This is a genomic window from Devosia sp. (genome assembly GCF_024707125.1).
In the GTDB taxonomy this organism is placed as follows: domain Bacteria; phylum Pseudomonadota; class Alphaproteobacteria; order Rhizobiales; family Devosiaceae; genus Devosia.
Window position 1 is genome coordinate 287,562 of the sequence record NZ_JANQAH010000007.1, and the last position, 24,070, is coordinate 311,631.

The window sequence follows — 24,070 nt, forward strand, 5'->3', positions numbered from 1 at the left end:
AACTGAACGGAGGTCGCCTATGCGCGACATGATGCAACTCGTCCCTATGGTCGTGGAACAATCGAGCCGCGGCGAACGGGCTTTTGACATTTACTCGCGGCTGCTGCGCGAGCGGATCATTTTTGTGAATGGCGAGGTCGAGGACAATATGGCCTCGCTGGTCTGTGCCCAGCTGCTTTTCCTCGAGGCCGAAGCGCCGACCAAGCCGATCTACATGTATATCAACTCGCCCGGCGGCGTCGTGACGGCGGCGCTCTCCATGTACGACACGATGCAGTTCATCAGGGCTCCGGTCGGCACGCTCTGCATGGGCATGGCCGCCTCAGCAGCGACGCTCATTCTCGCCGCGGGCGAAGCTGGCCAGCGCGCCAGCCTGCCGAATACGTCGATCATGATGCACCAGCCCTCAGGCGGCTATCAGGGCAAGGTTACTGACATCATGATCCATGCCGAGGAGAGCATGAGGCTCAAGCGGCTGACCAACAACATCTACGCCAAGCATAGCGGACGAACCTATGAGGAGGTGGAAGCCGCACTGGAGCGCGATCGCTATATGGCCCCGGAAGATGCCAAGGCCTGGGGCCTTGTGGATCACGTCTATTCCGACCGCAGCCAGCTGGCGCTGCCGAGCGCCGAGCCGGCAAACTAGCCAAGAAAAAAGCCACCCGGCTAAACCGGGTGGCTTGTCGCTTAGTGGGCTTCCATCGCGGGTTCGCCCTTGGCATGGGCGTATTGCTCGCCGACGCCAAAGAGCTTGCCCTTCTCGGCAATGAGAATGCAGATCAGCGCCAGCACGCCCATGGCGAAATAGCCCGTTGCCGCCGGCACTGTGGTGCCGTCAAAGTGTTGGCCGGTATAGCCGCCGATCAACGCGCCGCCCACGGTCTGGATGAAACCGAAGACCGAGGATGCCGTGCCCGCCACGGCGCCCAGCGGCTCCATGGACAGCGAATTCATGTTCGACGAGGCCCAGCCGAAGCTGAACATGATGACGGCAAGCAGCGGGAAGAACAGCCAAAGAGGCATGAAACCCGCAAGCGCCAGAGCCAGCCAGATACCGCTGAAAACGGTGAAGGACAGCATGGCGCCATGGGACAGGCGACGCATCCCGAGGCGCCGGACGATGCGCGAATTGGTGAAGGACGACACCGCCATCAGGCCAGCCATGGCAGCAAAGGCGACCGGGAAGTAGACGCCGAGCCCGTAGATGTCGACATAGATCTGCTGGCTTGAGCTGATGAAGCCAAACAGCGCCCCGAACAGGAACATGCCGGCCAGGCCGTAGGAAATCGCCGGGCGGTTGGTGAAGACGATCTTGAAGCTCGTCGCGATGCCCGACAAGGTCAGCGGGCGACGCTTGTCCAGAGCCAGCGTTTCCGGCAGGCGTTTGTAGGTCCAGAGCCAGAAGGCGGCGGCGAGTACACCCATGAAGATGAAGATCGTCTGCCAGGGCCCGTCAGCAGCAGGATCTGGCCAACACCGGGCGCGATGATCGGAATGGCCATGAACACCATGAAGGTCAGCGACATGACTTCGGCCATTTCCCGGCCGGAATACCGGTCGCGCACCACGGACATGGTGATCACGCGCACGCTGGCCGCGCCCATGCCCTGGATGAAGCGCAGCAGCAGCAGGGCGCCGAAGGTCGGCGCGAAAATCGCAGCGATCGCGGCAACGATGTAGATGCCCATGCCGACGAGCAGCGGGGCGCGGCGGCCGAAGCGATCAGACAGCGGGCCGAAAGCGAGCACGGCAATGCCCATGCCCAGCATGTAGGAGGAGACGACGAACTGGCGTTCGTTCTCGTTGGCGACACCCAGTGCCTCGCCCATATAGGGCAGGGCCGGCAGCATGACGTCGATGGCAAGGGCATTGAGCGCCATCAGCGCGGCCATAAGGGCAATGAATTCGGGGCGCGAAAGCACCCGAGTGAAATGGTCGGACATGATTATTGCTCAGAATAGGGGCGCCCAGGGGGAGGGGCGGCAGAATTACGGCCGGACCATGAACCTGTCCGGCCGCATTGGCAAGTCTATATCGTCAAATGACGATAATTGGAAATTTGTCCTCAGGCGGGCTTGAGGGCAAAGCTCGGCACGCTGCGTTCGTTGATCGGGATATGCAGCGCCGCGGACGCAAGACCCAGAACGATGCCGAGATACCAGACCAGGGCATAGGAGCCGGTCACGTCAAATGCGAAGCCGCCAAGCCATACGCCGACAAAGGAGCCGAGCTGGTGGCTGAAGAAAGCCACGCCATAGAGCAGGCCCATATAACGGGCGCCGAAGAACAGGGTTACGAGGCCCGCGGTCAGCGGCACGGTTGAAAGCCAGAGAAGCCCCATGGCCGCCGCAAAGGCATAGGCGGTGACTTCGCTCACAGGGATGAGCAGGAAGAGGCCGATCGCCACGGCGCGCAGGAAATAGATGGACGCCAGAAGCAGCTGCTTGGGCCATTTGCCGCCCAGATAGCCGGCGAGCAGCGAGCCAACGATATTGAAAAGACCGATGACGGCGATCGTCCAGCTGCCGACTTCAGGCGAGAGTCCGCATTGCACGAGATACGCGGGCATGTGGACGTTGATGAAGGCGAGGTGAAAGCCGCAAACGAAGAAACCGATGACAAGCAGGCGGTACGAACCATGGCCCCAGGCCCTGGCAAGCGCCTGCATGAAAGGCAAGTCGGCATGGCCGACCGGGTTTTCGGTGCGCCCGCGCAAGGCGTAGCTCAGCGGAATGACGAGCAGCAACGCCATTGCGAGATAGATGAGGGCGGATTGCCAGCCGAATGCATTGATGAAACCCTGGCTGACGGGCGCGAAAGCGAACTGTCCGAAGGACGAGGCTGCCGTGGCGACGCCAAATATCAGCGAGCGCTTTTCCATCGGCACGGACCGGCCAAAGGCGGCCATGACCACCGAGAATGAACAGATGGCAATGCCGACGCCGGTGATGATGCCCGCCGTCAGGGTGAGCCAGCCGGCATTGGGGGAAAACGCCATGCCAAGAACGCCGATGGCGTAGATTGCCGCGCCGATGGCGATGGTGCGCCCCGTGCCGACGCGGTCGGCATAGGCGCCGGCAAAGGGCTGGGCGATGCCCCAGGCCAGATTCTGGATTGCCATGGCCATGCCCCAGCTCTCGCGCGTCAGCCCGAGATCGCCTGTCATTGGCAGGGTAAAGAGGCCAAAACTGGTGCGAACGCCATTGCCGATGGCTGCCACGATGCAGCCGGCGATGATCAGCACGAGCAGCGGTACTGCGGGGCGAAGGGCGGAAGTATTCATGGGGATCATCCGGACGATAGAGTCTTTTAGTACGCCCGGGTCGTCATCACGCAAAGCGATATTCTCGAATGACCTCCATCAGTTCCCGTGATGACTTGACCCTGTCCGGTGGCGGTGGGAACAAAACGCATGCACCTTGTTGAGCTTCACCCCAAGAACTACAGGCGACTAAGAACCCTCTCGGCGGCGGCCGGTGAAATCCACCTCAGCATTGCCGCCGTCATCGAAGGGATGGCCGAAGGGGCGATACACGTCGATGATGTGGAGCAACCCACGCTTGCGGTGCTCGATGGGCCAGAGGGCACCTATCTGCTTGCCGATGCTGAGCTGTCTCCTGATGCCGCTCAGGCAATGGCGGATCACCTCGACGATTGGGTCTATCTCCACATCACCGGCACCGAGCCAGTACCTTCTGCGCTGCCTAATGCCTATTTGCTTCGGCATCCTCGGCTAGTGTTCTCGTTGCCACTTGATGTCTCGCCGCCGCAGGCTTTGCCAGCGGGTTACCGGATCGTCCGGGAGGCGGCCAACTTCGGCCACCGCGTCTTCTTTGGCGAACAGGAAGTCTCTCGCTGCCTGCCTGATTTCGTTCTGGGCAACCGGGCCGAGATCGGTGTTTGGACACACGCAGATCATCGCCGTCGGGGACTTGCCAGCCACGCGCTTAGGGCGACCCTTCTGGCGGCCAGCGCTGCTGGCGTCTGTCACATGGGTTGGCATTGCCACGCCTCCAACCGCGGTTCTATCGCCCTTGCCCGTAGCGTGGGCGCCGGGGAGCCCATTTCCACCACAGCCTTCAGCGCTTCGCTGCCGGCCGAAAACTGCGGCGATCTGACAACCGGGGAGTGGCTAAGTCTCGCCCGGCACTTCCTCGCCGGACGGGATGAGATCGTCTGGCTCGGATTTCACGCTGCCTGTGCGCTTGCCTGCGCGGGCGAGACGGACCTTGCGCTCGACGCCATTGATCGCCTTGTTGACGACCGCTGGCACGGCAGCCCGTCCTGGCTGGTGCACAACTGGGCACTGGCTGATCTTGTGAAGCATCCGCGGATGCTTGCTGCTGTCGCCCGCCTCGAAAAGCAAAAGGCCCCGCCGGGCTAGGGCAGGGCCTTCAAATTCTCGACAAGCGAGCGATCAGGCGCTCTGCTTGACTGCGATGCCAGCCTGCTGCAGGTGCGTCTGCAATTCGCCCGACTGGAACATTTCGCGGGTGATGTCGGCGCCGCCGATGAATTCGCCCTTTACATAGAGCTGCGGAATGGTCGGCCAGTTGGAATAGGCCTTGATGCCATCGCGCAGTTCGGCGCTTTCAAGCACGTTGGCGCTGTCATAGTCGATGCCGAGGTAGTTCAGGATCTGAACGACCTGGCCGGAGAAGCCGCACTGCGGAAAATCGGGCGTGCCCTTCATGAAAAGGAACACGTCGTTGTTCTTCACCTTCTCATCGATAAAGGCGTTGATATCGGTCATGGGGAGGAGCCTTTCAGTAAACCGGGGTCAAGGCCCGGCGGAACTCAGTCATTAAATAGGACAGGACTGTGGCGCTGTCGAGATCGGCCATCGGCGGATGGCGATGTTTGTCATTGTGTCGCGGTGCAGCGCTTTTCGCCGGTTGCCGTCACTTCGCCGGAGGCGACATCAAGCACTCGCTCTTCGGCAATGATCGCCCCAAGGCCGTTCGCAGTGTATTCGCCAAATTCGGGGCAGTTCTTGGCCGTTCCCGCCTTGGTGCGCTGCCAGAAAGTCACGGTGTCGTCGGCCACTGTCACTTCGTCATCGGCCGGTTCGTCGATGAAAAGGCTCTGGTTGGCAAGGTCATAGATGACGATATCGCCGTCAGGCCCGGTCGAGCGGGTCAGCACCAGATAGTTGCTGGCAAGGCCCTGATACCAGAGCGGTTCTCCGTCCGGATTGACGAGGAAATCGCCCTCACGCTCGGCATATTCGCACTTGATCTTGCCGCGGGCCGGAGCGCGGGCAAGGATGTTCATGCCGACGTCCTCGGAGCGCTCCTGGGCGATGACGAGGAAATTCCCGTTCTGGAAGCACAGGGCTTCCTGGGCAAATGTGGGCACGGCGAACGCAGCAAATGCAGCGGCGGCAAGGGCCAGGCGGATCATCGTCAACTCCAAGGGCTGGTTCAGGCCGGCGCGGTCGTCTTGAGCCGCGCGGCAATCCAGGGGTGGTTGGCACAGTCTGCGACTGTATCGAACAAAACTGCCTCCCAGCCATGCTTGCGTGCTGCGTCAACGACTTTTGGTGTGTCGTCGAAGAACAGGGGCGGCAGTTCGGAGGACGGCATGCGTTCCTCTGCCATCTCGTAGAATTTCTTATGCGCTTTGGTCCGGCCAAATCGGGCCGAGTAGAACATGTCCTCAAAAATGTCCTTGAGACCCAGGGACTGCCAAAGAAACTGCGCGCGGCTGTGGTCCTGATTGGTGGCCAGATAGAGCCTGATTTCCGGATGCCCCTTCAGCTTCTGGACGGTCTCGATCATGGTCGAGTTCGGAAAGCAGTCGTGGCTCATCCAGAGATCGAGCACTGCCATCGTCGAACCCTTGTATCCAAAGGCCCGCAAGCGCCGGTCGAGTGCTTCCACCATGGGGACCTCGCCAATCAGCACGCGCTTCATGAAGATGTCGTGGATGAATTCTCGCTGAAAGCGGTCCGCGTTGATGCCGAGGCTGCGGAGCTTGTCATCGAAGGTTTCGTGCAGGTCGGGGCGGGCGTGATAGCCGTGGACAAGCACACCATCGACATCAAAGATCACCGCGCGCGTCATGCTTTGCCCCCTGCTGCTTGAACGCATATCGGATGCCCTTGCCCTCGAGCGCTTCGCCCGCAAAGCGCGGGATGATGTGAAGATGCGTGTGGAACACGTTCTGCCCGCCAACCGCACCGACATTCCAGCCCAAAGTGTAGCCATCGGGCTGATGGCTCGAGAAATGCTCACGAGCGGCCGCGAGCGCCGGGCCGAAATCGGCCCATTCTTCCGGCGTCATCTCGAAGGGGTTTTCGCTGTGGCGGTGAGGCACGATCATGCCGGCGCGCTGCAAGGCGGGATCGCGGCTGGCGAGGACATAAAAATACTGCGTTTCGAGCACAGCGCTATCGGACAAGAGGCCATTGGCCCGGCAGAACCTGCAACCCGGTTCCGTCATGGCCGCCGCGCCGGCCTGGCTCCGAGCCCGACGAGAACGTCGCCGGGAATGGCGAGTGCTTGAATGACGTCCGCATGCCGGCGGAAACCGACCAGTTCGCGTTGCACGAAATAGGACCACACGGCGTCGCGAGCATCGTCGAGGACGGCCTCTCGATTGGCCGATGCTTCGGCCAGCGCCTTCAGCGCCTTGATGACTCTGGCTTCTGCCGCGCCGAGCGAGCTGGCCCGCTCGGCCGCGATTTCATGATCAATTGCCGCAGTGCCGGCCTCGGGCCGAACCGTGCGGATCAGGTCGAGCGACTCGCGCAGGCCCGACATTCAGCTTATTCGGGGATGCTGGTTTGGAGAGCCAATGCATGCAGTGCACCGCCCATGTCGCCCTGCAGGCTGTCATAGACCATCTTGTGCTGCTGCACGCGGGTCTTGCCTCGAAAGCTCTCGGAAATCACGGAGGCTGCCCAGTGATCGCCGTCACCGGCAAGGTCGCGAATTTCGATTTCGGCATCGGGCAGGGCAGCCTTGATGCGGCGCTCGATCTCGGTGGCGTCCATTGGCATGTGCAGTCTCCCGTGCTCGTTTCTGCCGTTTCCGGCGCATGTCCTTGATATGGCACGCGAGTGCGGCAGCTTCAATATCGGGCCGGTGCTATTGCGCCGGGGCCGGCTCCGTTTCGGCGGTGGCGCCGATGCAGCATTCCGCGTCGGAGCGCGTAGCGAAATTGGCCACGATGAAATCGACGACCGGGCGAATCTGCTCGGCAACCGAGGTGGCGTAGATGCAGTCGAGCGCATAGCCGCGGCCCGAGGCGACCGTTTCTGTGTGCACCAGCGTCACGGGGACGTTCATGGGCGAGCTTTCGCTCGTGCCTTCGTAAATGAGAGCCGTCGCGTCCTGATATTGTGTGGTGCCGGTATTGCCCAGGACAAAGCCGGGGAACGTTTCGGACCACGCGGTGGCCACGGCGGTGGTGTCGAGGCTCGAAAGCGCCGAATCGGCCGTCCAGTCCCCGTCCTCCACCGGCACAACGCTGAGATCGCATTGCAGCGGCGCGTCGGGATGGTTGATCGTCAGGGGCTCGCCGGCACCGCCAGCGGCGATCATCGCTTCGGGATAGATCAGCGTATAGGGCTGGTCGGCAAAGATGGAGCGCGTGACGTTGACGCTCTGACCAAGCGCTGCAACCGGCATGGCCGCTGCGCCCAAACCCACGACGATCGCCAGAAAACGCTTCGATCTCATCAGACGCTCCAGAAAATACTACGCCGCCCTTTGGCGTACCAAAGAGCGGCGATCATATGGCAGGCGCCGGCTAAGTGCTAATCAAGCCGACATATAGTTGGGGAACCAGTCTTCGTGGGCCGATGTCAGCGCGGCCACTGAAACCGGCTTGGCCTTGCCCAGAACGAGGTCCGTGCCGCCGGTCGTGCCGATCCACGGCGCCTCGATGCCAAGCGACTTGGCCTCTTCCCAGAGCGCAACAATCTCCTCGCCCTGCGGATCGAGATTGAGCGTCACGAGATAGCGGCCCTGGTCTTCACCGAAATACTGCAGCAGCGGATCGTGGCCTTCGACATCGACCACGGTCGCGCCGATGCCGCCGGAAATCGCCATTTCCGCCAGTGCGACGCCCAAGCCGCCATCGGACAGATCGTGGCAAGCGGTAACCACGCCCGAACGGATCAGCTTGCGGACGAAGTCGCCAGTCTTGCGTTCGGCAGCAAGGTCCACATGCGGCGCATCGCCATCGCGGCGATCGAAGAGATCGCGCAGATAGATCGACTGACCGAGATGCGTTCCGCGCAGGGCCGGACCGCCGATGAGCAGGATCGGCTGGTTGGCAGCAGTGAAGCCGATGCGGACGCTCTTCTGCCAATCGGGCAAGAGGCCAACGCCGCCAATGGTCGGCGTCGGCAGAATGCCGCGGCCATTGGTTTCGTTGTAGAGCGAGACATTGCCCGAGACGATCGGGAAATCGAGCGCACGGCAGGCATCGCCAATGCCACCCACGGCCTTCACCAGCTGGCCCATGATTTCCGGGCGTTCGGGATTGCCGAAGTTGAGGTTGTCGGTCGCTGCCAGCGGCTCTGCACCGGTAGCGGTGAGGTTACGCCAGCATTCGGCCACGGCCTGCTTGCCGCCCTCATAGGGGTTGGCTTCGCAGTAGCGCGGATTGACGTCCGAGGTGAAGGCTAGGCCCTTGCTGTCATGGCCGAGCACGCGGATCACGCCAGCATCGCCGCCGGGACGCTGAATGCTGTTGCCCTGAATCATCGTGTCGTATTGCTCATAGACCCAGCGGCGCGACGAGCACTGGTGGCCGCCAATAAGCTTGAGAAGCGCATCGGCAACGTCCATCTGCGGCACGTCATTGGCTGCGAGCGCTGCCGGAATCTTTGGCTCGACCCAAGGACGGTCATATTCCGGAGCCTCGTCGCCGAGTTCCTTGATCGGCAGATTGGCGACTTCCTCGCCCTGCCAGAGTACACGGAAACGCAGGTCGTCGGTGGTCTTGCCGACGGTGGCAAAGTCGAGTTCCCACTTTTCGAACACAGCGCGGGCCTCCGGCTCTTTTTCCGGATGCAGCACCATGAGCATGCGCTCCTGGGATTCGGAGAGCATCATCTCGTAGGCCGTCATGTGCTCTTCGCGCACCGGCACCTTGTCGAGGTTCAGCTCGATACCGAGGTCGCCCTTGGCGCCCATTTCGACGGCCGAGCAGGTGAGGCCAGCTGCGCCCATGTCCTGAATCGCGATGACGGCGCCCGTGGCCATCAGCTCAAGGCAGGCTTCAAGCAGGCGCTTTTCGGTGAAGGGGTCGCCAACCTGCACGGTCGGGCGCTTTTCCTCGATGTCGTCGCCGAACTCAGCCGAAGCCATCGTCGCGCCGCCGACGCCATCGCGTCCGGTCTTGGCGCCAAGGTAGACGACCGGCAGGCCGACGCCTTCGGCCTTGGAGTAGAAAATCTTGTCGGTGTCGGCGAGGCCGGCAGCAAACGCGTTGACGAGGTTGTTGCCGTTATAGCGCGCGTCGAACTCGACTTCGCCAGCCACGGTCGGCACACCGAAGGAGTTACCATAGCCGCCAACGCCGGCCACGACGCCGTGCACCAGGTGCCGCGTCTTTTCGTGCTCAGGTGCGCCAAAGCGGAGCGCGTTCATCGCTGCCACCGGGCGGGCGCCCATGGTGAAAACGTCGCGCAGAATACCGCCCACGCCGGTCGCCGCGCCCTGATAAGGCTCGATGAAGCTCGGGTGGTTGTGCGATTCCATCTTGAAGACGACCGCCTGACCATCGCCAATATCGACGACACCGGCGTTTTCGCCCGGCCCCTGGATCACGCGCGGCCCCTGGGTCGGCAGCGTGCGCAGCCACTTCTTCGAGCTCTTGTAGGAACAGTGCTCGTTCCACATGGCCGAGAAAATGCCGAGCTCGGTATAGGTCGGCTCGCGACCGATCAGGTCGAGAATCTTCTGATATTCATCCGCCTTGAGCCCGTGGTCGGCGACCAGCTGCGGGGTGATTTCGATGTCGTTACGAAGGGTCATCGGGTCGTTCCGTAGGGGGGCTCGGGGTAATATTCCATGGCGCGCTGCGTCTCATGGGCAAGATCGTGGCCGAAGAGATGGCCGACAAACCACAGCGACATATCGATGCCGGCGGAAACACCGCCGCTGGTGACGACGCTGCCATGGCGGACATAGCGCTCGTCAGCAGTGAAGTAGGCTTTGACGGCCATGCTGCGGACCCAGTCCATGGCGGCGTGGTTGGTCGTCGCCCGCTTGCCATCAAGGAAGCCGGTCTGGCCCAGCAGGGCTGCGCCGGTGCAGACGGACGCCTGCCACTTTGCGGCCGCCAGGTAGTCGCGCAGAGTATCGATGAACGCGTCATCCATGATGACGGTACGCGTGCCCTTGCCACCCGGCACAATCACCAGATCGGCATGTGGGGCATCGGAAAAGTCGTAGTCGGCTTCGATGCGCAGGCCCTTGGCGCAGCGCAGCGCCTTTTCCGGCCATGCGAGCGTGAAGGCTTTGAGAGGTGCGCCGAGCTGCGCGGCCATGGTGAAGACTTCCCAAGGGCCAACGAAGTCCAGTTCCTCGACGTCGGGAAAAACGACGATGCCGACATTGAGTGGATTGTTTGCATCAACCATGCTGCTCTCCCACTGCGATTGAGGCCGTTGGCCTCAGGCCGCCTTGTCGAGAAGCGCCGCAAAGAGCGCGCGCCCATCAATGCCGCCATGTGCAGCCTCGATGAGGTTCTCCGGGTGGGGCATCAGGCCGAGCACGTTCTTTTCCGCGTTGAGAATGCCGGCAATATTGTTGATCGAGCCGTTGGGATTGGTGCCCTCGGCATAGCGGAAGGCTACGCGCCCATCGCCCTCGAGCGCTGCCAGAGTTTCGGCATCGGCAAAGTAGTTGCCGTCGTGATGGGCCACCGGGCAGCGGATGATCTGGCCCTTGGTGTAGCCATTGGTGAAGACGTTGTCGGTATTGGTGACTTCGAGCTTCACTTCGCGGCAGACGAATTTCAGCGAGGTGTTGCGCATCAGGGCGCCCGGCAGCAGGCCCGCCTCGATCAGGATCTGAAAGCCATTGCAGACACCCAGAACCTTCACGCCCTTGGCGGCACGTTCGCGGATTTTGTCCATCATGGGAGAGCGGGCAGCGATGGCGCCGCAGCGCAGATAGTCACCGTAGGAAAAACCACCCGGGATGACGATCAGGTCGACATCAGGAATGTCGGCGTCCTGGTGCCAGACCTCGGCAGGCGCCACGCCCCCGATCTTGGTCAGCGCCGCGATCATGTCGCGGTCGCGATTGAGTCCGGGAAACACGATGACGGCGGCCTTCATCGGGCGATCCTTGCTGTGTCTGAACTGATGCGAGGCCCTTGTGATCAGTCTTGCTCGAAAAGGCAAGGGGGCTGGGGGATTCCCCATGACTTTGTGACAGCGCTGCATCGCGGGCTGCACAGTCTGCCCCCGCGCATCTGCATGTGCCCAAAGCAAAATCCCCGCTTTCGCGGGGATTTTGTGCTTTGTCAGCGAATGGCTCCTATTCGGCGGGCGCGGCCACGGGCCTGGCCGATTGCGAACCCGGCAGATGCGCCCAGGCCGGACGCTCGAACAGGAACTTGCCGAAACCAACCTTTTCCGTGATCCACCACAACACGAGCGGCGAGCCAATCGCGACGACCATGATGATGAGGCTCACGAGGTTGGGCTCCTCGATGCCCACGGCAAGCAGCAGGGTGCGCGCAATGCCCATGGGGAGGACGAACGCCACGTAGACGACCAGCGATTTGGTGCCCATCCAGCGCAGCCAATTCATCCAAGGCAGGCGAACCAGAAGCGCCGAAGCAATGCAGATCGCCACTGAGCCGGCCAGCGCGGCTAGAAGGTGAACGCCGGGCAGGGCGCCCCAACCCATCTGGATATGCACGGGATCGAGCCGGAAGCCCGGTGTGAAGACGAGAACGGCATTTACGACGGCCCATGCCGCAAGCACGCCAAGCGCCGCGCCGACATGGCTGGCCGACCAATCCGCGATCCGGAATATCTGCGGCGCAAATACATAGCCGGCGTAGAAATAGACGAAATAGGCGCAGAACTGGTCAATGAGGTAGCTGCCGGTATGAACCGCGGCCATCTGCAACACCGCACCAACTATCAGTGCGGCCCAATGTGGCACCTTGAACTGATGCAGCAGCTTGCTCGTGAACCCGAAGATGCCGAGCATGTAGATGAACCACAGCACGCCATAGGGCTCGACTACGGCCCAGGCGAGATAGCTCAGTGCCCCCACAGGGTCGCGGCCGATAAGCGCCACCTTGAAGACGATGTGGATCACCGCCCAGAGCGCGTAGAAATAGAAGTAGTGGACGATCCGGCGATCGGCATAGGCGCGCCATGGCCGGTCGATGACCTGGCTTAGGAACAGCCCCGAAATCAGGAAGAATTCGGGCATGCGGAAGGGCATGGCAAAGGCGATGGTCCAGTGCAGGAAACCGGTCTGGCCGGTATCCTCACCCACGCTCGATGCACAATACATGATGACGACGAGAAAGATCGACAGGCCCTTGGCCATATCAACCCAATCAAGTCTTTGCTTGCCCACGGCCATTGTCGCGCTCCCATGCGATTTCGGCGCACGATAGCAAACGCTCGACACCAGCCGGTTAAGGCCAGCAGTCAGCTTCTAGACAATTGTTGGCTTGGTAAGAAATGCCCTAAGGCCGTCCGTCAGACGGGAACCGAGGCGTAAGCTGCGAAAAGCAGGCCGATCGAGGCGAAAAACATTACTGAGAGAGCAATCTGGGTCTTACGCATGTGCATACGGTCCTGCGCCATCTGCGGCGCGTAATCTGTTATCGCAATTAAGCGTTAATTAGAGATTTCGATCTGGTAGTTTTCGATCACGGTATTGGCGAGCAGCTTCTCGCACATGCCGGTCAACTGCGTCCGTGCGGCTTCCACATCGGTGCCGTCGAGAACGAGATCAAAAACCTTGCCCTGGCGGACGCCCTTGACGCCGCCAAAGCCGAGGGAGGCCAGGGAGCCTTCAATGGCCTGGCCCTGGGGATCGAGAACGCCAGCCTTGAGCGTGACGGTAACGCGCGCTTTCATGGTGTCTTCCCGAAAAGCTACTGAACGAGACGCGGACCGGTGGTCAGCGCATTGTCGTTTTCAACGAGGATGCCGAGGCGCTGGGCCACTTCGCGATAGCTTTCGACGAGACCGCCGAGGTTTTCGCGGAAGCGATCTTTGTCCATCTTGTTGCGGGTCTTGATGTCCCACAGGCGGCAATTGTCCGGGCTGATTTCGTCAGCCAGCACGATGCGCATCAGGTCGCCCTCATAGAGGCGGCCGCATTCGATCTTGAAGTCGATGAGCTGGATGCCGACGCCCATGAACAGCCCGGTCAGGAAGTCGTTGACGCGGATGGCAAGGCTCATGATGTCGTCGAGCTCGGCCGGGGTGGCCCAGCCGAAGGCGGTGATGTGCTCTTCGGAAACCATCGGATCCTTGAGCGCATCGTCCTTGTAGTAGAATTCGATGATCGAGCGCGGCAGCTGCGTGCCCGCTTCGAGACCCAGGCGCTTGCAGAGCGAGCCGGCGGCGTAATTGCGCACGACCACTTCGAGCGGGATGATCTCGACTTCCTTGATCAGCTGCTCGCGCATGTTGATGCGGCGCAGGAAGTGGGTCGGGATGCCCATGGTGTTGAGCTTGGTGAACACGAATTCGGAGATTCGGTTGTTCAGCACGCCCTTGCCGTCGATGATCTCAAGACGAGCGCCGTCTCCGGCCGTGGTGTCGTCCTTGAAATACTGGACCAGAGTGCCCGGTTCTGGACCCTCAAAAAGGATCTTGCCCTTGCCCTCATAGATTTTGCGTCGACGATTCATGGGGGTTTCCGCTGCCGTGAAAAAGTGCACCGTTTAGGCGCGCTTCATGCGCCAGAATGGCACGGAATTGCAAGCTCTTTCGTGTCGGCCCAATTGGCGCCGCGGCAGACTGTGGTAACCGCCACACAAGGTCGCATCCCCGCGGCTTTCCGTTGATTTGCGTGTTCCAACCGCCTATGTCGGTGGAGAACGGCCGGGCGACCGGCAGGCAAAGCCATATGGGAGAGACCATGAGCGGGTTCGACGAGCGTCAGAAGGGCCAGGAAGCCAAGTTTGCTTTCGATTCTGAAAAGAAATTCAAGGCCGAGGCACGGCGCAACAAGCTGCTCGGCATCTGGGCGGCAGAGTTGATGAGCCTTTCGGGCGACGAAGCCAAGGCCTATGCCGCTGAAGTTGTGGCTGCCGATTTCGAGGAAGCCGGCGACGAGGACGTGTTCCGCAAGGTTTCGAGCGACCTCAAGGCCAAGGGCATTTCCATCGGCGACGATGTGATTCGTCAGAAGATGGCGACCCTGGTGACCGTCGCTAACGAGCAGATCGCCGCGGAAGGCTGATCTGGCCGACAGAAGAGATTCGGAGGGAGCCGGCTTTGTCGGCTCCCTTTTTGTTTTCAGGCGGGTTTGACGCGTGTCGCCATGCCGATCGAGGCAGGCATGACCGGCTCGAAGCCGTATTTGGCATAGAGATGCCGCGCGTCGCCGTCGGCGATGAGGCTGACATAGGCGCCCTCAGGCCGCACTGTTCAGCCTGTCCATCAACGCGGCCATGATGCGCTTGCCCAACCCCTTACCCTGATGGGCTGGCTCCACGGCGATGTCGACGATCTGGAACGCCGTCCCGCCATCGCCGATGACACGGCCCATGCCGATGGCTTTGCCCTCGAACTTCAGCGTGACGCCGAACCAGCTATTGGGCAGGCCAATGCTGGCGCCCTCGCGCGTCTTGGGGCTCAAACCCGCGACGACGCGCAGTCGCAGATAGTCATCGACGGAAGGTATTTCGGCCGCAAGGGAATAGGCGTCAGTCATAGGCGTTGCATCAACCGCGTAAACATCATCAGGCCTTCCGGCCACGGGCCATGGCCCGAATAGACATTGATATGCCCGGCGTCGCCCGCCTGATGGAAATCCGAACCCCAGGCCGCCGCATAGTCAGCGGCCCGCTCCAGAGAGCAGAACGGGTCAGTCGAGGAAATCACCAGCAGCGACGGGAAGGGCAGGGGATCGCGCGACACTGGCCCGAAGCATTTCGCCTCTTCCGGCACGTCCGGATTAAGCTCGACGTCGGGCGGGGAAACCAGCAAAGCGCCCTTCACGACCCCTTCCGGGAAGCGCGACGCGGCCTGCACCAGCGCGATGCAGGCGAGAGAATGGGCAACCAGAACAACGGGCCGCTTAGCCAGTTTGACAGCCTGGATGATGGTGTCGATCCAGTCTTCCGGGTCGGGCTCATCCCAGTCGGCTTGCTCGACAATGGCGGCCGTCGACATCTTTTCAGCCCAGCGCACCTGCCAGTGGCCCGGGCCGGAATTGCCCAGACCCGGCAGGATCAGGATGTCGGTATCAGCAATCCTCATGCGCCGAAAACTCGGGCGAAAATCGTGTCGACATGCTTGAGGTGGTAGCCGTCGTCGAACATGTCGTCGATCTGCGCATCGCTCAGCGTCACATCGGGATCGGACTTGAGGTTCTGGGCGAAAAGCCCGGTGCGGTCGCCCCGGTGCTCCCAAACCTTCATGGCATTGCGCTGCACGGCGGCATAGGAATCCTCGCGGCTGTAGCCGGCCTGGGTCAGCGCCAGCAGCACGCGCTGCGAATTGTGGAGGCCGCCAAGCAGGTCCAGATTCTTGCGCATGTTTTCGGGATAGACGACCAGCTTGTCGATCACGCTGGTGAGGCGCGCCAAAGCAAAGTCGAGCGTTACCGTGGCATCCGGCCCGATCATGCGCTCGACCGACGAGTGCGAGATATCGCGCTCATGCCAGAGCGCCACGTTTTCCAGCGCCGGGACCACCATGCCGCGCACGAGGCGGGCAAGACCAGTGAGGTTTTCGGTAAGCACCGGGTTACGCTTGTGCGGCATTGCCGACGAGCCCTTCTGGCCCGGCGAGAAATACTCTTCGGCTTCCAGCACTTCGGTGCGCTGCAGGTGGCGGATTTCCACGGCGACGCGCTCGATCGACGAAGCGATCACGCCCAGCGTCGCGAAGAACATGGCGTGGCGATCGCGCGGGATCACCTGCGTCGACACCGGCTCGACGGAAAGCCCGAGCTTCTCGGCCACATACTCTTCGACCTGCGGATCGATATTGGCAAAGGTGCCGATGGCGCCCGAAATCGCTGCCGTCGCGATCTCGTCGCGAGCCGCCACAAGGCGCGCGCGGTTGCGGGTAAATTCCGCATAGGCCTCCGCCAGCTTCACGCCAAAAGTCGTCGGCTCGGCGTGGATGCCGTGGCTGCGGCCGATAGTGATGGTGTTCTTGTGCTCCATGGCCCGGCGCTTGAGCGCGGCAAGCAAAGCGTCGATATCGGCGAGCAGAATGTCAGCGGCCCGCTTCATCTGCACCGACAGCGTCGTGTCCAGAATATCCGACGAGGTCATGCCCTGGTGCACGAAGCGCGCATCGGGCCCAACGATTTCCGAGAGGTGCGTCAGGAAGGCGATAACGTCGTGCTTGGTGGTGCGTTCGATCTCGTCGATGCGCTCCACGTCAAAGCCATAGTCGCCCATCTCGGCCTTGCGGGCGTTCATCACGTCCCAGATCTTGTCGGCACTCTCCTTGGGCACGACGCCCAGTTCCGCCAGCTTGCTCGTGGCGTGGGCCTCGATCTCGAACCAGATGGCAAAACGGGTCTCTGCCGACCAGTTGGCAACCATTTCGGGACGGGAATAGCGCGGAATCATGGGCTTAGCCTCGGCAGTTCAAAAGTGGAGTCAGGCGATACGGCCGGTCGCCGCATCACGAATGGCCGCAATGCGGCCGGCATAGGTTTTGGGATCATTGCCGCCATAAACAGCGGAACCGGCCACGAGCACATTGGCCCCGGCATCGACGATCTCGCGCGCATTCTCGGCGCTCACGCCGCCATCGACCTCGAGATCGATATCGCGCCCGCCGATCAGTGCCTTGGCTTGCCTGATCTTGTTGATCGACTCAGGAATAAAGCTCTGGCCGCCAAAGCCGGGATTGACGCTCATGATCAGCACCAGGTCGACATTGTCGATCACGTGCTGGATCGTCGAAACCGGTGTCGCCGGATTGAGCGCTACGCCGGCCTTCTTGCCGAGCCCGCGAATGGCCTGCAGCGACCGATGAAGGTGTGGTCCGGCTTCAGCATGCACGGTGATGATATCCGCGCCGCCCTTGGCAAAATCAGCCAGATAGGCGTCCGTCGGCGCGATCATCAGGTGGCAGTCGAACACCTTGTCGGTGACACCACGGATCGACTTCATGATCGGCGCGCCAAAGCTGATATTGGGGACGAAATGCCCGTCCATCACGTCGATATGGATATAGTCCGCGCCGCCGGCGACGATGGCTGCCACTTCGTCTCCCAGCCGCGAAAAGTCCGCGGAGAGGATCGAAGGAGCGATGCGAAGAGGACGGGCCGACATCAGGAGGCACCTCAGCGACAGAGCGTTTTCAGGCAATCGGTCTGGCTATAGGGCGGCAGGCGCGCTTGGGCAAGCGGACTCTATCTAGCCTTTGGTGGCAGCGGCGGTTCCACATCCGCATGGGTGCATAGCTGTTGAAAAGACCGAGCTTCGGCAGGACTCCAGCGTCCCTGGCGGTTCATATCCATAGCTGCCCGTCTGCGTGAGGACCTGCCATGGAATGGAACCGCCTGATTTCCGAGGACCGTCTCGGAGACAAGAAGCCCTCATCCCAGGCCAGCCGGTCGATTTTCGTGCAGGATCATGATCGCATCATCTTCTCCGCACCCTTCCGGCGCCTCGCCAACAAGACGCAGGTTCAGCCGCTCTACGAGCACGACCATGTCCACCATCGCCTGATCCACTCCATCGAGGTCAGCAGTGTCGGCCGATCCCTTGCCATGCGTATCGGGCATTGGCTGGTCGAGCAGCAGTTCCTCAAGCCCGGCGAGGAACACAACCTCGCCAATATCGTCCAGGCCGCCAGCGTTGCGCATGACATCGGCAATCCACCGTTCGGCCATTCCGGCGAAGACGCCATGGGCGCCTGGTTCGCTGAGCAGTTTGCCGCGGGCAGGGGCCTTGCCGGTGACGTCGAAGCGGATCTTCGTCCTGAATTCACCGCCTTTGAAGGCAATGCCCAGGGTTTTCGCATCCTCACGCGCCTCGAAATGCGCCGCAACGATGGCGGCATGCGCCTCTCCAAGGCGACCCTCGGCGCGTTCATGAAGTATCCCGTGACCGCCAGGACCCGAGCCGCGGTCAAGGCCCAGGGCGACGCCAGCTATGTCGGCCTCAAGAAATTTGGCGTTTTCAGCAGCGAGGAGTCGCTATTCGCAGATGTCGCAACCACCCTCGGGCTGCCCGAGGAGCATGTCGGCGACCAAAAATGGTGGCGCCGGCACCCGCTGGTCTTCGTCGTCGAGGCCGCAGACGACATTTGCTACAATATCGTCGATATCGAGGATGCCTTCACCACCGGCGAACTCTCCTACAAGGAGGTCGTCGACATATTGGTGACAGCCGCCAAGCCGCGTGATGCGAGCGCTGGCGACAGAAGCCAGGCCGAGCATGTGGCCATGCTGCGAGCCATGGCCATCGGCGAGGCCATCGAGAGCTGCGTGGAGGCATTCAAGGCTCACCACCAGGAAATTCTCGCGGGCACATTCTCCGGCGCGCTTACGGAAGTCTGCGAAATGGCGCCGATCTTCGAGAACATGCGCAAACTGTCCTCCGACCACATCTTTACCGCCCGCCGCAAAACCGAACTCGAAATCTCCGGCCGTCGGATCATCTATAATGTCATGTCCGGCATTCTGCCGGTCTTTGAAGATCTCGCCGTGGCGGGTTGGAACGCCGAACGCTTGGGATCGCGTTCGCAGCAACTGGTGCGTGCCCTCGATCTCGACCTGCGCAACCTGGCGACGCCCGCCCAGGCCTTGCACTCCCTGGCAGACTACACGTCAGGCATGACCGATCGCTATGCCCTGCGCATCTCCAAAATGCTGTCAGGGCATTAGCTTAGAGCGTCGCCGCTTCGGACACATAGCGCGGTACTCTGTCCGGCGCGCTCCGGTCCGGCAAAGGCACAGGCTGAAATCCTGTTGTTTCCCCCTGCCACTGGGCGACTTCCCGTCGGCAGTGCGAGCAGCCGAGGACGGTGCCCAAGGGCAGGCTGTCGGTCGTAATTGAATTGGTATGGCCGCAATGCGGGCAACTGATCGTCAAAACTGAAAATGAACTCACTGCGGTCACCTTCGGTTTTGTGGCAGCAGCTTGAACCTCTTGCAGGGCATTTGACTGTCGTCGCTGAAGCCACGGCAAGGACAGCGACAGGGTGAGCCTATGCCCATCGAATCGAGCTGTCATGCCCTATCTGATTCCGACGGCCAACCGTCGCTCACTTCCGTGCGATGCGACGGGAAGGCCAATTGCTTTATGCCGCCGCCGCGCTACACAGATGCCGGACTTTGGAGCGTCGCCGTGGAATTCTCTCTGCCTTTGATCATTGGTGCGGGCATCCTGAGCTTTCTCAGCCCTTGCGTGCTGCCGCTTGTGCCGCCCTATCTCACCTATATGAGCGGTGCCAGTTTCGACCAATTGCGGGCCGAGGCCGATACCGGCGCGGGCAAGCTGACCTTCAAGGTCGCCATCACCTCGCTCTTCTTCATCCTTGGCTTTTCGGTCGTCTTCATAGCGCTCGGCGCCACGGCGACCGCCTTCGGCCAGGTTTTCCGCCAGCTCCTGCCGATCATGACGCCGGTTGCCGGCGTCGTCATCATCGCCATGGGCCTGCATTTCCTCGGGGTCTATCGCATCGGCTTTCTCGACCGGCAGATGCGCCACAATGGTCCCGGCGTCGCCTCGGGTCCGCTCGGCGGCTTTCTCCTCGGCCTTGCCTTCGCCATCGGCTGGACGCCCTGCATCGGCCCGGTGCTTGCGGCCATTCTGTCCGTTGCCGCCAGCCGCGAAACCGCCTGGGAGGGCGCGTCGCTGCTCGGCCTCTATTCGCTGGGCCTCGGCATTCCGTTCTTCCTCGCCGGCATCGCCATCGGCCCCTTCCTCACCTTCTTCCAGTCGTTCAAGCGCCATCTCCACACGGTGGAGAAGGTCATGGGCGGCCTGTTGGTGGTCACCGGCATCCTGTTCCTCACCGGTAACTTCACCCGCATTTCCTACTGGTTCCTCGAAACCTTCCCTGTGCTGGCAAACTTCGGCTGAGGCAGGGTTTCATTAACCGTCGAAAACTTTCCGCAGGTCTGAGAACAATTTCTGCGTGATCTTCAGCCCCGATTTACTCCAATGCGCCAAGACTGGCGGCGTCATTTGGACGGGGAAGATGGACACGGCCGACGTGGGAAACCAGCCATTGTTGCGCGCGCTCGCTGAAAACGGCGAAGCGGCCGGTCTTCAGGCCGGCACTTCGGCGCGTCTTGGCTCTGCCATGACGGCCCGCCGCACGCATGACATCGGCGAGGTCGAAGCCGTCTGGCGCTCCCTCACGGCCGATGGCGTCGAATCCCCCGGACAGAGCTTTGACTTCATCCGCCTCTGGATCGCCGATCGCGGCATTGCGCCCGAGGATCAGTGCTTCGTTGTCGGGGAAGTAGACGGCGAGCCGGTCGCCCTCCTGCCGCTGCATCGTCGCCGCCAGATGGGCATCACCGTCTACACCTGGTTCCCGCGTTCGCAGGTCGGCTGCTACGCCCCGATCTCAGACTACCGCAAGCTGGCACTTCTCGGCCCAGAAGGCCGTGCGCAGCTCTGGCAAACCATTATCGGCCAACTGAACGACGCCGATGCGGTCTATCTTCGCGCTATTCCGGGCGAAATCACTGGTTTTGGTGGTCTTATCGATGAACTCGGTTCGCCCCTGGAAGTAGACACCCTCTACCGCTCGGAATTTTCTTCCTGGGAAGACTGCGACAAGCTCCAGCGCAGCCGCAGCCGCCGCAAGCACGACCGGCAGCAGGGCGACCGTCTCGCTGCCCTCGGTGAAACCGGTTTCGAGCTGGTTACCGATCCGGTGGCCGGCAAAGCTGCCATCGACATCATGTTCCGTCAGCGCTCGGCGCGTTTCCACGCGCAGGGCATCCGCGACACCTTTGTCTGCGACAATCTCATCGATTTCTACCACAAGGCCATGCAGCCCGGCTCCGGCCTCGACATCCGCCTCCACGTCCTCCGCCTCAATGGCGAGATCGTTGCCGTGCGCTACAATGTCGTCCACGGCAATCGCATGTTCTGCCTGATCTCCTCGATGAGCGACGATCCGGCCATTCAGGCGGGTTCGCCGGGCAAGCAATGCCTGCTGCGCGTCATGCAGACCGTGTTCGATTCCGGCTTTGCCATGTTCGACATGGGCTCCGGCTTTACCGACGAAAAGCGCCACTGGTGCAATGTGCAGACGCCGCTCCGCCAGCACTATATCGGCCTTACCGTGAAAGGCCGGCTGTCAGTCGGCTTCCACCAGCAGTTCCAGAAGCTCCGCGCCCAGGCCAAAGCCAGCCCGCGCGTGAAATCAGCGCTGCGCCACTTCCGCCAGTTCACCGACAAGCTTTTTGGCCGCCAGCAACAGCAGCAGCCATCAGATTAGTTTCAGCCCCCGCATCGAAGCGTGCCCGGCGCGTCCGATGATGATGTGGTCGTGGAGCGTAATCCCCATCTGCTTGGAAATCTCCGCGATTTCCCGGGTCATTCGCACATCCGCCGCCGAAGGCGACGGATCGCCCGATGGATGGTTATGCACGAGGATCAGCGCTGAAGCCGACAGTTCCAGCGTCCGCCGGATCACCTCGCGCGGATAGACCGGCGTATGATCCACCGTGCCGACCTGCTGCACTTCGTCGGCAATCAGCCGGTTCTTCTTGTCGAGAAACAGAATGCGAAACTGCTCGACGCTCTCATAGGCCATGGCGCTACGGCAGTAGTCGATAAGCTCGGACCACGACGACAGGATCGGCTTTTCGACATCGATCTGATCACGCCCAAAGCGCTGCGCCACGGCCTGCACCACCTTGAGGTGGGTAATAGAAGTCTCGCCCAGTCCCTTGACCTCAGCCAGCCGGGCAGGGGACGCCCCAAGTACTTCCGAGACGGACCCAAACCGCGCCAACAGGTCCTTGGCCAGCGCCTTGGTGTCCCGCTGCGGCAAGATCATGTGAAGCAGAAGCTCGAGAAGTTCGTAATCGGCCAGCGCATTGCCGCCCACGGTATTGAAGCGTTCACGCGCCCGCTCGCGGTGCCCAAGATAGTGCGGCTTTATCGGCGCTTCCGCCATGCCATTGGGTCCGCTCTCGGGCTTGTCGCTCAAGACTACTTCCGCGTTGCGAGTGGATTGAAAAGGCCGCCGGGCGAGAGCGTGAAAATCTCGTGGCCGGTTTCAGTAATGCCGATCGAGTGCTCGCACTGCGCCGACAAGGTCCGGTCGCGCGTCACCGCCGTCCAGCCATCCGACAGAATTTTCACATGCGGCTTGCCCAGATTGATCATGGGCTCGATGGTGAAGATCATTCCCGGCTTCAGCGGCACACCCGTACCCGGCGTCCCGAAATGCAGGATGTTCGGCTCGTCGTGGAACAGGCGGCCGACGCCATGGCCCACGAAATCGCGGACGACGCTCATGCGCTCGCCCTCAGCCACAGCCTGAATAGCCGCGCCGATATCGCCGGTTGTATTGCCGGGCTTCGCCGCCGCCAGCCCCGCTTCGAGCCCGGCATAGGTCACTTCGATCAGCCGCTCGGCCTTTCGCGAGATTTCGCCCACCGGATACATGCGGCTCGAGTCGCCATACCAGCCATCGACAATCAGTGTCAGGTCGACATTGACGATATCGCCCTCACGCAGGCCCCGATCATCGGGAATACCGTGGCAGACGACATGATTGATCGAGGTACAGACCGAGTGCCGATACCCCTTGTAGAACAGCGTCGCCGGCACCGCGCCATTGTCGCGCGCGAACTCATAGGCAATCTGGTCGAGCTTGGCCGTGGGCACGCCGGGTTCGACATACTCCGTCAGAATATCGAGCGCCTGGGCCGTCAGCGCCCCGGCCTTGCGCATGCCCGCAAAGCCATCCTCGCCATGCAGCGGGATAACTCCGGGGGTACGGCGAGATTTGGCGGATGCGTCGACGTAGGTAACCATCAAGGACTCCAAGGGAATGCCCAAATCTAGTCAGTTGCTCGTCCGATTGAAAGAGCTTCACCAGCTTGACGGCGGACAAGGCCGGGGGCATTCCTCGTTCTTCATAGAACCGGAACAATCCATGTCGACCCAAACTCGTGTGACAGCCGGCCTTTTGGTGATCGGCGATGAAATCCTGTCCGGAAGGACCAAGGACGTCAATATCGGCGCCGTCGCCGATTTCTGCACGGATCTCGGAATCGACCTGACAGAAGTGCGCGTCGTCAGCGACGTCGAAGAGTCCATCGTCGAGGCCGTCAACGCCCTGCGCCAGCGCTACACCTACGTCTTCACCACCGGCGGCATCGGCCCGACCCACGACGACATCACCGCCGACGCCATCGCCAAGGCCTTTGGCGTGGCTTTGCCGATCAACGCCCAGGCCCGCGCCATGCTCGAAGCGCGCTGGAAGGAAACCGGCACCGAGGTCAACGAAGCGCGCCTGCGCATGGCCCGCATTCCCGAAGGCGCCGACCTGATCGTCAATTCCGTCAGCGCCGCCCCCGGCTTCCGCATCGGCAATGTGCATGTCATGGCCGGCGTGCCGGTCATCATGCGCGCCATGCTCGAAGCCCTGACGCCCACGCTCAAGGGCAGCAAGAAGGTCCAGTCCATCACAGTGAAAGCGGCCGTTGGCGAAGGCACGCTCGGCGGCCCGCTCGGCGCGCTGCAGAATGAATATCCCGACGTGAAGATGGGCTCCTATCCCCAGATGGGCAAGGATCGCGTCATGACCGAACTGGTCCTGCGCTCCTCGGACGAGGCCTTGCTCGCCGAAGCTGGGGAAAAGGTCCGCGCCATGGTCGCTGCGGCCCATGCAAAGGCCGGAATCGCGCCTCCCGACGGGGAATGATTGGCGTCCGGCCCGTCC

General features: G+C 61.8%; 28 protein-coding genes and 1 pseudogene. 7 read left to right on the plus strand and 22 right to left on the minus strand.

Features of this window, described 5'->3' with window-relative positions; all coding sequences use genetic code 11:
- Positions 1-19 precede the first annotated feature (19 nt).
- The gene (locus NVV77_RS06570) at positions 20-649 is read left to right on the plus strand and encodes an ATP-dependent Clp protease proteolytic subunit (RefSeq protein WP_295411675.1); all 630 of its coding nucleotides are present in this window, start codon (positions 20-22) and stop codon (positions 647-649) included.
- Between the two features lie 41 nt (positions 650-690).
- Here NVV77_RS06570 and NVV77_RS06575 read toward each other — a convergent pair.
- Together NVV77_RS06575 and NVV77_RS06580 are read right to left on the minus strand one after the other, a co-directional pair.
- A pseudogene (locus NVV77_RS06575) lies at positions 691-1,946 on the minus strand (multidrug effflux MFS transporter).
- Between the two features lie 122 nt (positions 1,947-2,068).
- The gene (locus NVV77_RS06580) at positions 2,069-3,286 is read right to left on the minus strand and encodes an MFS transporter (protein WP_295411676.1); all 1,218 of its coding nucleotides are present in this window, start codon (positions 3,284-3,286) and stop codon (positions 2,069-2,071) included.
- A gap of 129 nt (positions 3,287-3,415) precedes the next feature.
- On the opposite strand from NVV77_RS06580, the gene NVV77_RS06585 reads away from it, so the two are divergent.
- A complete protein-coding gene (locus tag NVV77_RS06585) occupies positions 3,416-4,387 on the plus strand; it encodes a GNAT family N-acetyltransferase (RefSeq protein ID WP_295411677.1) in 972 nt (323 codons plus the stop codon).
- Positions 4,388-4,420: 33 nt separating this feature from the next.
- Here NVV77_RS06585 and grxD read toward each other — a convergent pair whose 3' ends face one another.
- From grxD to purC, 13 genes are all read right to left on the minus strand, one after another.
- Positions 4,421-4,756, minus strand: a complete 336-nt coding sequence (gene grxD / locus NVV77_RS06590; RefSeq protein ID WP_295411678.1) for a Grx4 family monothiol glutaredoxin — start codon at positions 4,754-4,756, stop codon at positions 4,421-4,423.
- A 110-nt stretch (positions 4,757-4,866) separates the two neighbouring features.
- The gene (locus tag NVV77_RS06595) at positions 4,867-5,406 is read right to left on the minus strand and encodes a hypothetical protein (protein ID WP_295411679.1); all 540 of its coding nucleotides are present in this window, start codon (positions 5,404-5,406) and stop codon (positions 4,867-4,869) included.
- 20 nt (positions 5,407-5,426) lie between these two features.
- Complete coding sequence (locus NVV77_RS06600; protein WP_295411680.1) at positions 5,427-6,068, minus strand: HAD family hydrolase; 642 nt, start codon at positions 6,066-6,068, stop codon at positions 5,427-5,429.
- Entirely contained in the window at positions 6,046-6,447 is a 402-nt protein-coding gene (locus NVV77_RS06605; RefSeq protein ID WP_295411681.1) for an HIT family protein, read from the minus strand. The genes NVV77_RS06600 and NVV77_RS06605 overlap by 23 nt, the downstream gene beginning before the upstream one ends.
- Complete coding sequence (locus NVV77_RS06610) at positions 6,444-6,767, minus strand: DUF6665 family protein (RefSeq protein ID WP_295411682.1); 324 nt, start codon at positions 6,765-6,767, stop codon at positions 6,444-6,446. Before NVV77_RS06610 ends, NVV77_RS06605 begins: the two co-directional genes overlap by 4 nt.
- A 5-nt stretch (positions 6,768-6,772) precedes the next feature.
- Complete coding sequence (locus NVV77_RS06615) at positions 6,773-7,006, minus strand: BolA/IbaG family iron-sulfur metabolism protein (RefSeq protein WP_035083355.1); 234 nt, start codon at positions 7,004-7,006, stop codon at positions 6,773-6,775.
- Positions 7,007-7,094: 88 nt separating this feature from the next.
- The gene (locus NVV77_RS06620) at positions 7,095-7,688 is read right to left on the minus strand and encodes a hypothetical protein (protein ID WP_295411683.1); all 594 of its coding nucleotides are present in this window, start codon (positions 7,686-7,688) and stop codon (positions 7,095-7,097) included.
- An 81-nt stretch (positions 7,689-7,769) separates the two neighbouring features.
- Positions 7,770-9,995, minus strand: a complete 2,226-nt coding sequence (purL, locus tag NVV77_RS06625; RefSeq protein ID WP_295411684.1) for a phosphoribosylformylglycinamidine synthase subunit PurL — start codon at positions 9,993-9,995, stop codon at positions 7,770-7,772.
- Positions 9,992-10,603, minus strand: a complete 612-nt coding sequence (locus NVV77_RS06630) for a DJ-1/PfpI family protein (RefSeq protein ID WP_295411685.1) — start codon at positions 10,601-10,603, stop codon at positions 9,992-9,994. Before NVV77_RS06630 ends, purL begins: the two co-directional genes overlap by 4 nt.
- 33 nt (positions 10,604-10,636) lie before the next feature.
- Positions 10,637-11,305, minus strand: coding sequence for a phosphoribosylformylglycinamidine synthase subunit PurQ (gene purQ, locus NVV77_RS06635; RefSeq protein WP_295411686.1), 669 nt, complete (start codon positions 11,303-11,305; stop codon positions 10,637-10,639).
- 202 nt (positions 11,306-11,507) lie between these two features.
- The gene (locus tag NVV77_RS06640) at positions 11,508-12,575 is read right to left on the minus strand and encodes an acyltransferase family protein (RefSeq protein WP_295411687.1); all 1,068 of its coding nucleotides are present in this window, start codon (positions 12,573-12,575) and stop codon (positions 11,508-11,510) included.
- A gap of 260 nt (positions 12,576-12,835) precedes the next feature.
- Complete coding sequence (purS, locus tag NVV77_RS06645; protein ID WP_056307425.1) at positions 12,836-13,078, minus strand: phosphoribosylformylglycinamidine synthase subunit PurS; 243 nt, start codon at positions 13,076-13,078, stop codon at positions 12,836-12,838.
- A 17-nt stretch (positions 13,079-13,095) separates the two neighbouring features.
- Positions 13,096-13,860 carry a phosphoribosylaminoimidazolesuccinocarboxamide synthase gene (gene purC / locus NVV77_RS06650; RefSeq protein WP_056307427.1) on the minus strand — a complete coding sequence of 255 codons (765 nt, stop codon included), beginning with the start codon at positions 13,858-13,860 and terminating at the stop codon, positions 13,096-13,098.
- A 230-nt stretch (positions 13,861-14,090) separates the two neighbouring features.
- On the opposite strand from purC, the gene NVV77_RS06655 reads away from it, so the two are divergent.
- Positions 14,091-14,414: a DUF1476 domain-containing protein gene (locus NVV77_RS06655; RefSeq protein WP_295411688.1), complete on the plus strand. Its 324-nt coding sequence runs from the start codon at positions 14,091-14,093 to the stop codon at positions 14,412-14,414.
- Between the two features lie 56 nt (positions 14,415-14,470).
- Here NVV77_RS06655 and NVV77_RS21905 read toward each other — a convergent pair whose 3' ends face one another.
- Genes NVV77_RS21905 through rpe form a run of 5 tightly spaced genes read right to left on the minus strand, consistent with a single transcriptional unit; the run spans position 14,471 to position 17,475 of the window.
- Positions 14,471-14,599: a hypothetical protein gene (locus tag NVV77_RS21905; protein ID WP_367178597.1), complete on the minus strand. Its 129-nt coding sequence runs from the start codon at positions 14,597-14,599 to the stop codon at positions 14,471-14,473.
- Complete coding sequence (locus NVV77_RS06660) at positions 14,589-14,888, minus strand: GNAT family N-acetyltransferase (RefSeq protein WP_367178598.1); 300 nt, start codon at positions 14,886-14,888, stop codon at positions 14,589-14,591. The genes NVV77_RS21905 and NVV77_RS06660 overlap by 11 nt, the downstream gene beginning before the upstream one ends.
- Positions 14,885-15,436, minus strand: coding sequence for an alpha/beta hydrolase (locus NVV77_RS06665; RefSeq protein ID WP_295411689.1), 552 nt, complete (start codon positions 15,434-15,436; stop codon positions 14,885-14,887). The genes NVV77_RS06660 and NVV77_RS06665 overlap by 4 nt, the downstream gene beginning before the upstream one ends.
- A complete protein-coding gene (purB, locus tag NVV77_RS06670) occupies positions 15,433-16,764 on the minus strand; it encodes an adenylosuccinate lyase (RefSeq protein ID WP_295411690.1) in 1,332 nt (443 codons plus the stop codon). The genes NVV77_RS06665 and purB overlap by 4 nt, the downstream gene beginning before the upstream one ends.
- Before the next feature lie 30 nt (positions 16,765-16,794).
- Complete coding sequence (rpe, locus tag NVV77_RS06675; RefSeq protein WP_295411691.1) at positions 16,795-17,475, minus strand: ribulose-phosphate 3-epimerase; 681 nt, start codon at positions 17,473-17,475, stop codon at positions 16,795-16,797.
- A gap of 215 nt (positions 17,476-17,690) precedes the next feature.
- Between rpe and dgt the strand changes: the two genes are divergently transcribed.
- The 3 genes from dgt (at position 17,691) to NVV77_RS06690 (ending at position 21,610) form a co-directional block, all read left to right on the plus strand.
- Positions 17,691-19,034, plus strand: a complete 1,344-nt coding sequence (gene dgt, locus NVV77_RS06680; RefSeq protein ID WP_295411692.1) for a dGTP triphosphohydrolase — start codon at positions 17,691-17,693, stop codon at positions 19,032-19,034.
- A gap of 463 nt (positions 19,035-19,497) precedes the next feature.
- Entirely contained in the window at positions 19,498-20,235 is a 738-nt protein-coding gene (locus NVV77_RS06685) for a cytochrome c biogenesis protein CcdA (protein WP_295411693.1), read from the plus strand.
- Positions 20,236-20,353: 118 nt separating this feature from the next.
- A complete protein-coding gene (locus NVV77_RS06690) occupies positions 20,354-21,610 on the plus strand; it encodes a GNAT family N-acetyltransferase (RefSeq protein WP_295411694.1) in 1,257 nt (418 codons plus the stop codon).
- Here the strand turns inward: NVV77_RS06690 and radC are convergent.
- Both radC and map read right to left on the minus strand, forming a co-directional pair.
- Positions 21,602-22,294 (minus strand): DNA repair protein RadC, encoded by a 693-nt coding sequence (radC, locus tag NVV77_RS06695; RefSeq protein WP_295412262.1) that lies wholly within the window; start codon positions 22,292-22,294, stop codon positions 21,602-21,604. The genes NVV77_RS06690 and radC overlap by 9 nt on opposite strands.
- Before the next feature lie 35 nt (positions 22,295-22,329).
- On the minus strand, positions 22,330-23,160 hold the full coding sequence (map, locus tag NVV77_RS06700; RefSeq protein WP_295411695.1) for a type I methionyl aminopeptidase: 831 nt from the start codon (positions 23,158-23,160) through the stop codon (positions 22,330-22,332).
- A 121-nt stretch (positions 23,161-23,281) separates the two neighbouring features.
- Between map and NVV77_RS06705 the strand changes: the two genes are divergently transcribed.
- Positions 23,282-24,052, plus strand: coding sequence for a molybdopterin-binding protein (locus NVV77_RS06705; protein ID WP_295411696.1), 771 nt, complete (start codon positions 23,282-23,284; stop codon positions 24,050-24,052).
- Positions 24,053-24,070 lie beyond the last annotated feature (18 nt).

Coding starts and splice junctions, on each gene's coding strand:
- NVV77_RS06570 (WP_295411675.1), top strand. CDS start 20: ATGCGCGACATGATGCAACTCGTCCCTATGGTCGTGGAACAATCGAGC.
- NVV77_RS06580 (WP_295411676.1), bottom strand. CDS start 3,286: ATGAATACTTCCGCCCTTCGCCCCGCAGTACCGCTGCTCGTGCTGATC.
- NVV77_RS06585 (WP_295411677.1), top strand. CDS start 3,416: ATGCACCTTGTTGAGCTTCACCCCAAGAACTACAGGCGACTAAGAACC.
- grxD (WP_295411678.1), bottom strand. CDS start 4,756: ATGACCGATATCAACGCCTTTATCGATGAGAAGGTGAAGAACAACGAC.
- NVV77_RS06595 (WP_295411679.1), bottom strand. CDS start 5,406: ATGATCCGCCTGGCCCTTGCCGCCGCTGCATTTGCTGCGTTCGCCGTG.
- NVV77_RS06600 (WP_295411680.1), bottom strand. CDS start 6,068: ATGACGCGCGCGGTGATCTTTGATGTCGATGGTGTGCTTGTCCACGGC.
- NVV77_RS06605 (WP_295411681.1), bottom strand. CDS start 6,447: ATGACGGAACCGGGTTGCAGGTTCTGCCGGGCCAATGGCCTCTTGTCC.
- NVV77_RS06610 (WP_295411682.1), bottom strand. CDS start 6,767: ATGTCGGGCCTGCGCGAGTCGCTCGACCTGATCCGCACGGTTCGGCCC.
- NVV77_RS06615 (WP_035083355.1), bottom strand. CDS start 7,006: ATGCCAATGGACGCCACCGAGATCGAGCGCCGCATCAAGGCTGCCCTG.
- NVV77_RS06620 (WP_295411683.1), bottom strand. CDS start 7,688: ATGAGATCGAAGCGTTTTCTGGCGATCGTCGTGGGTTTGGGCGCAGCG.
- purL (WP_295411684.1), bottom strand. CDS start 9,995: ATGACCCTTCGTAACGACATCGAAATCACCCCGCAGCTGGTCGCCGAC.
- NVV77_RS06630 (WP_295411685.1), bottom strand. CDS start 10,603: ATGGTTGATGCAAACAATCCACTCAATGTCGGCATCGTCGTTTTTCCC.
- purQ (WP_295411686.1), bottom strand. CDS start 11,305: ATGAAGGCCGCCGTCATCGTGTTTCCCGGACTCAATCGCGACCGCGAC.
- NVV77_RS06640 (WP_295411687.1), bottom strand. CDS start 12,575: ATGGCCGTGGGCAAGCAAAGACTTGATTGGGTTGATATGGCCAAGGGC.
- purS (WP_056307425.1), bottom strand. CDS start 13,078: ATGAAAGCGCGCGTTACCGTCACGCTCAAGGCTGGCGTTCTCGATCCC.
- purC (WP_056307427.1), bottom strand. CDS start 13,860: ATGAATCGTCGACGCAAAATCTATGAGGGCAAGGGCAAGATCCTTTTT.
- NVV77_RS06655 (WP_295411688.1), top strand. CDS start 14,091: ATGAGCGGGTTCGACGAGCGTCAGAAGGGCCAGGAAGCCAAGTTTGCT.
- NVV77_RS06660 (WP_367178598.1), bottom strand. CDS start 14,888: ATGACTGACGCCTATTCCCTTGCGGCCGAAATACCTTCCGTCGATGAC.
- NVV77_RS06665 (WP_295411689.1), bottom strand. CDS start 15,436: ATGAGGATTGCTGATACCGACATCCTGATCCTGCCGGGTCTGGGCAAT.
- purB (WP_295411690.1), bottom strand. CDS start 16,764: ATGATTCCGCGCTATTCCCGTCCCGAAATGGTTGCCAACTGGTCGGCA.
- rpe (WP_295411691.1), bottom strand. CDS start 17,475: ATGTCGGCCCGTCCTCTTCGCATCGCTCCTTCGATCCTCTCCGCGGAC.
- dgt (WP_295411692.1), top strand. CDS start 17,691: ATGGAATGGAACCGCCTGATTTCCGAGGACCGTCTCGGAGACAAGAAG.
- NVV77_RS06690 (WP_295411694.1), top strand. CDS start 20,354: ATGGACACGGCCGACGTGGGAAACCAGCCATTGTTGCGCGCGCTCGCT.
- radC (WP_295412262.1), bottom strand. CDS start 22,294: ATGGCGGAAGCGCCGATAAAGCCGCACTATCTTGGGCACCGCGAGCGG.
- map (WP_295411695.1), bottom strand. CDS start 23,160: ATGGTTACCTACGTCGACGCATCCGCCAAATCTCGCCGTACCCCCGGA.
- NVV77_RS06705 (WP_295411696.1), top strand. CDS start 23,282: ATGTCGACCCAAACTCGTGTGACAGCCGGCCTTTTGGTGATCGGCGAT.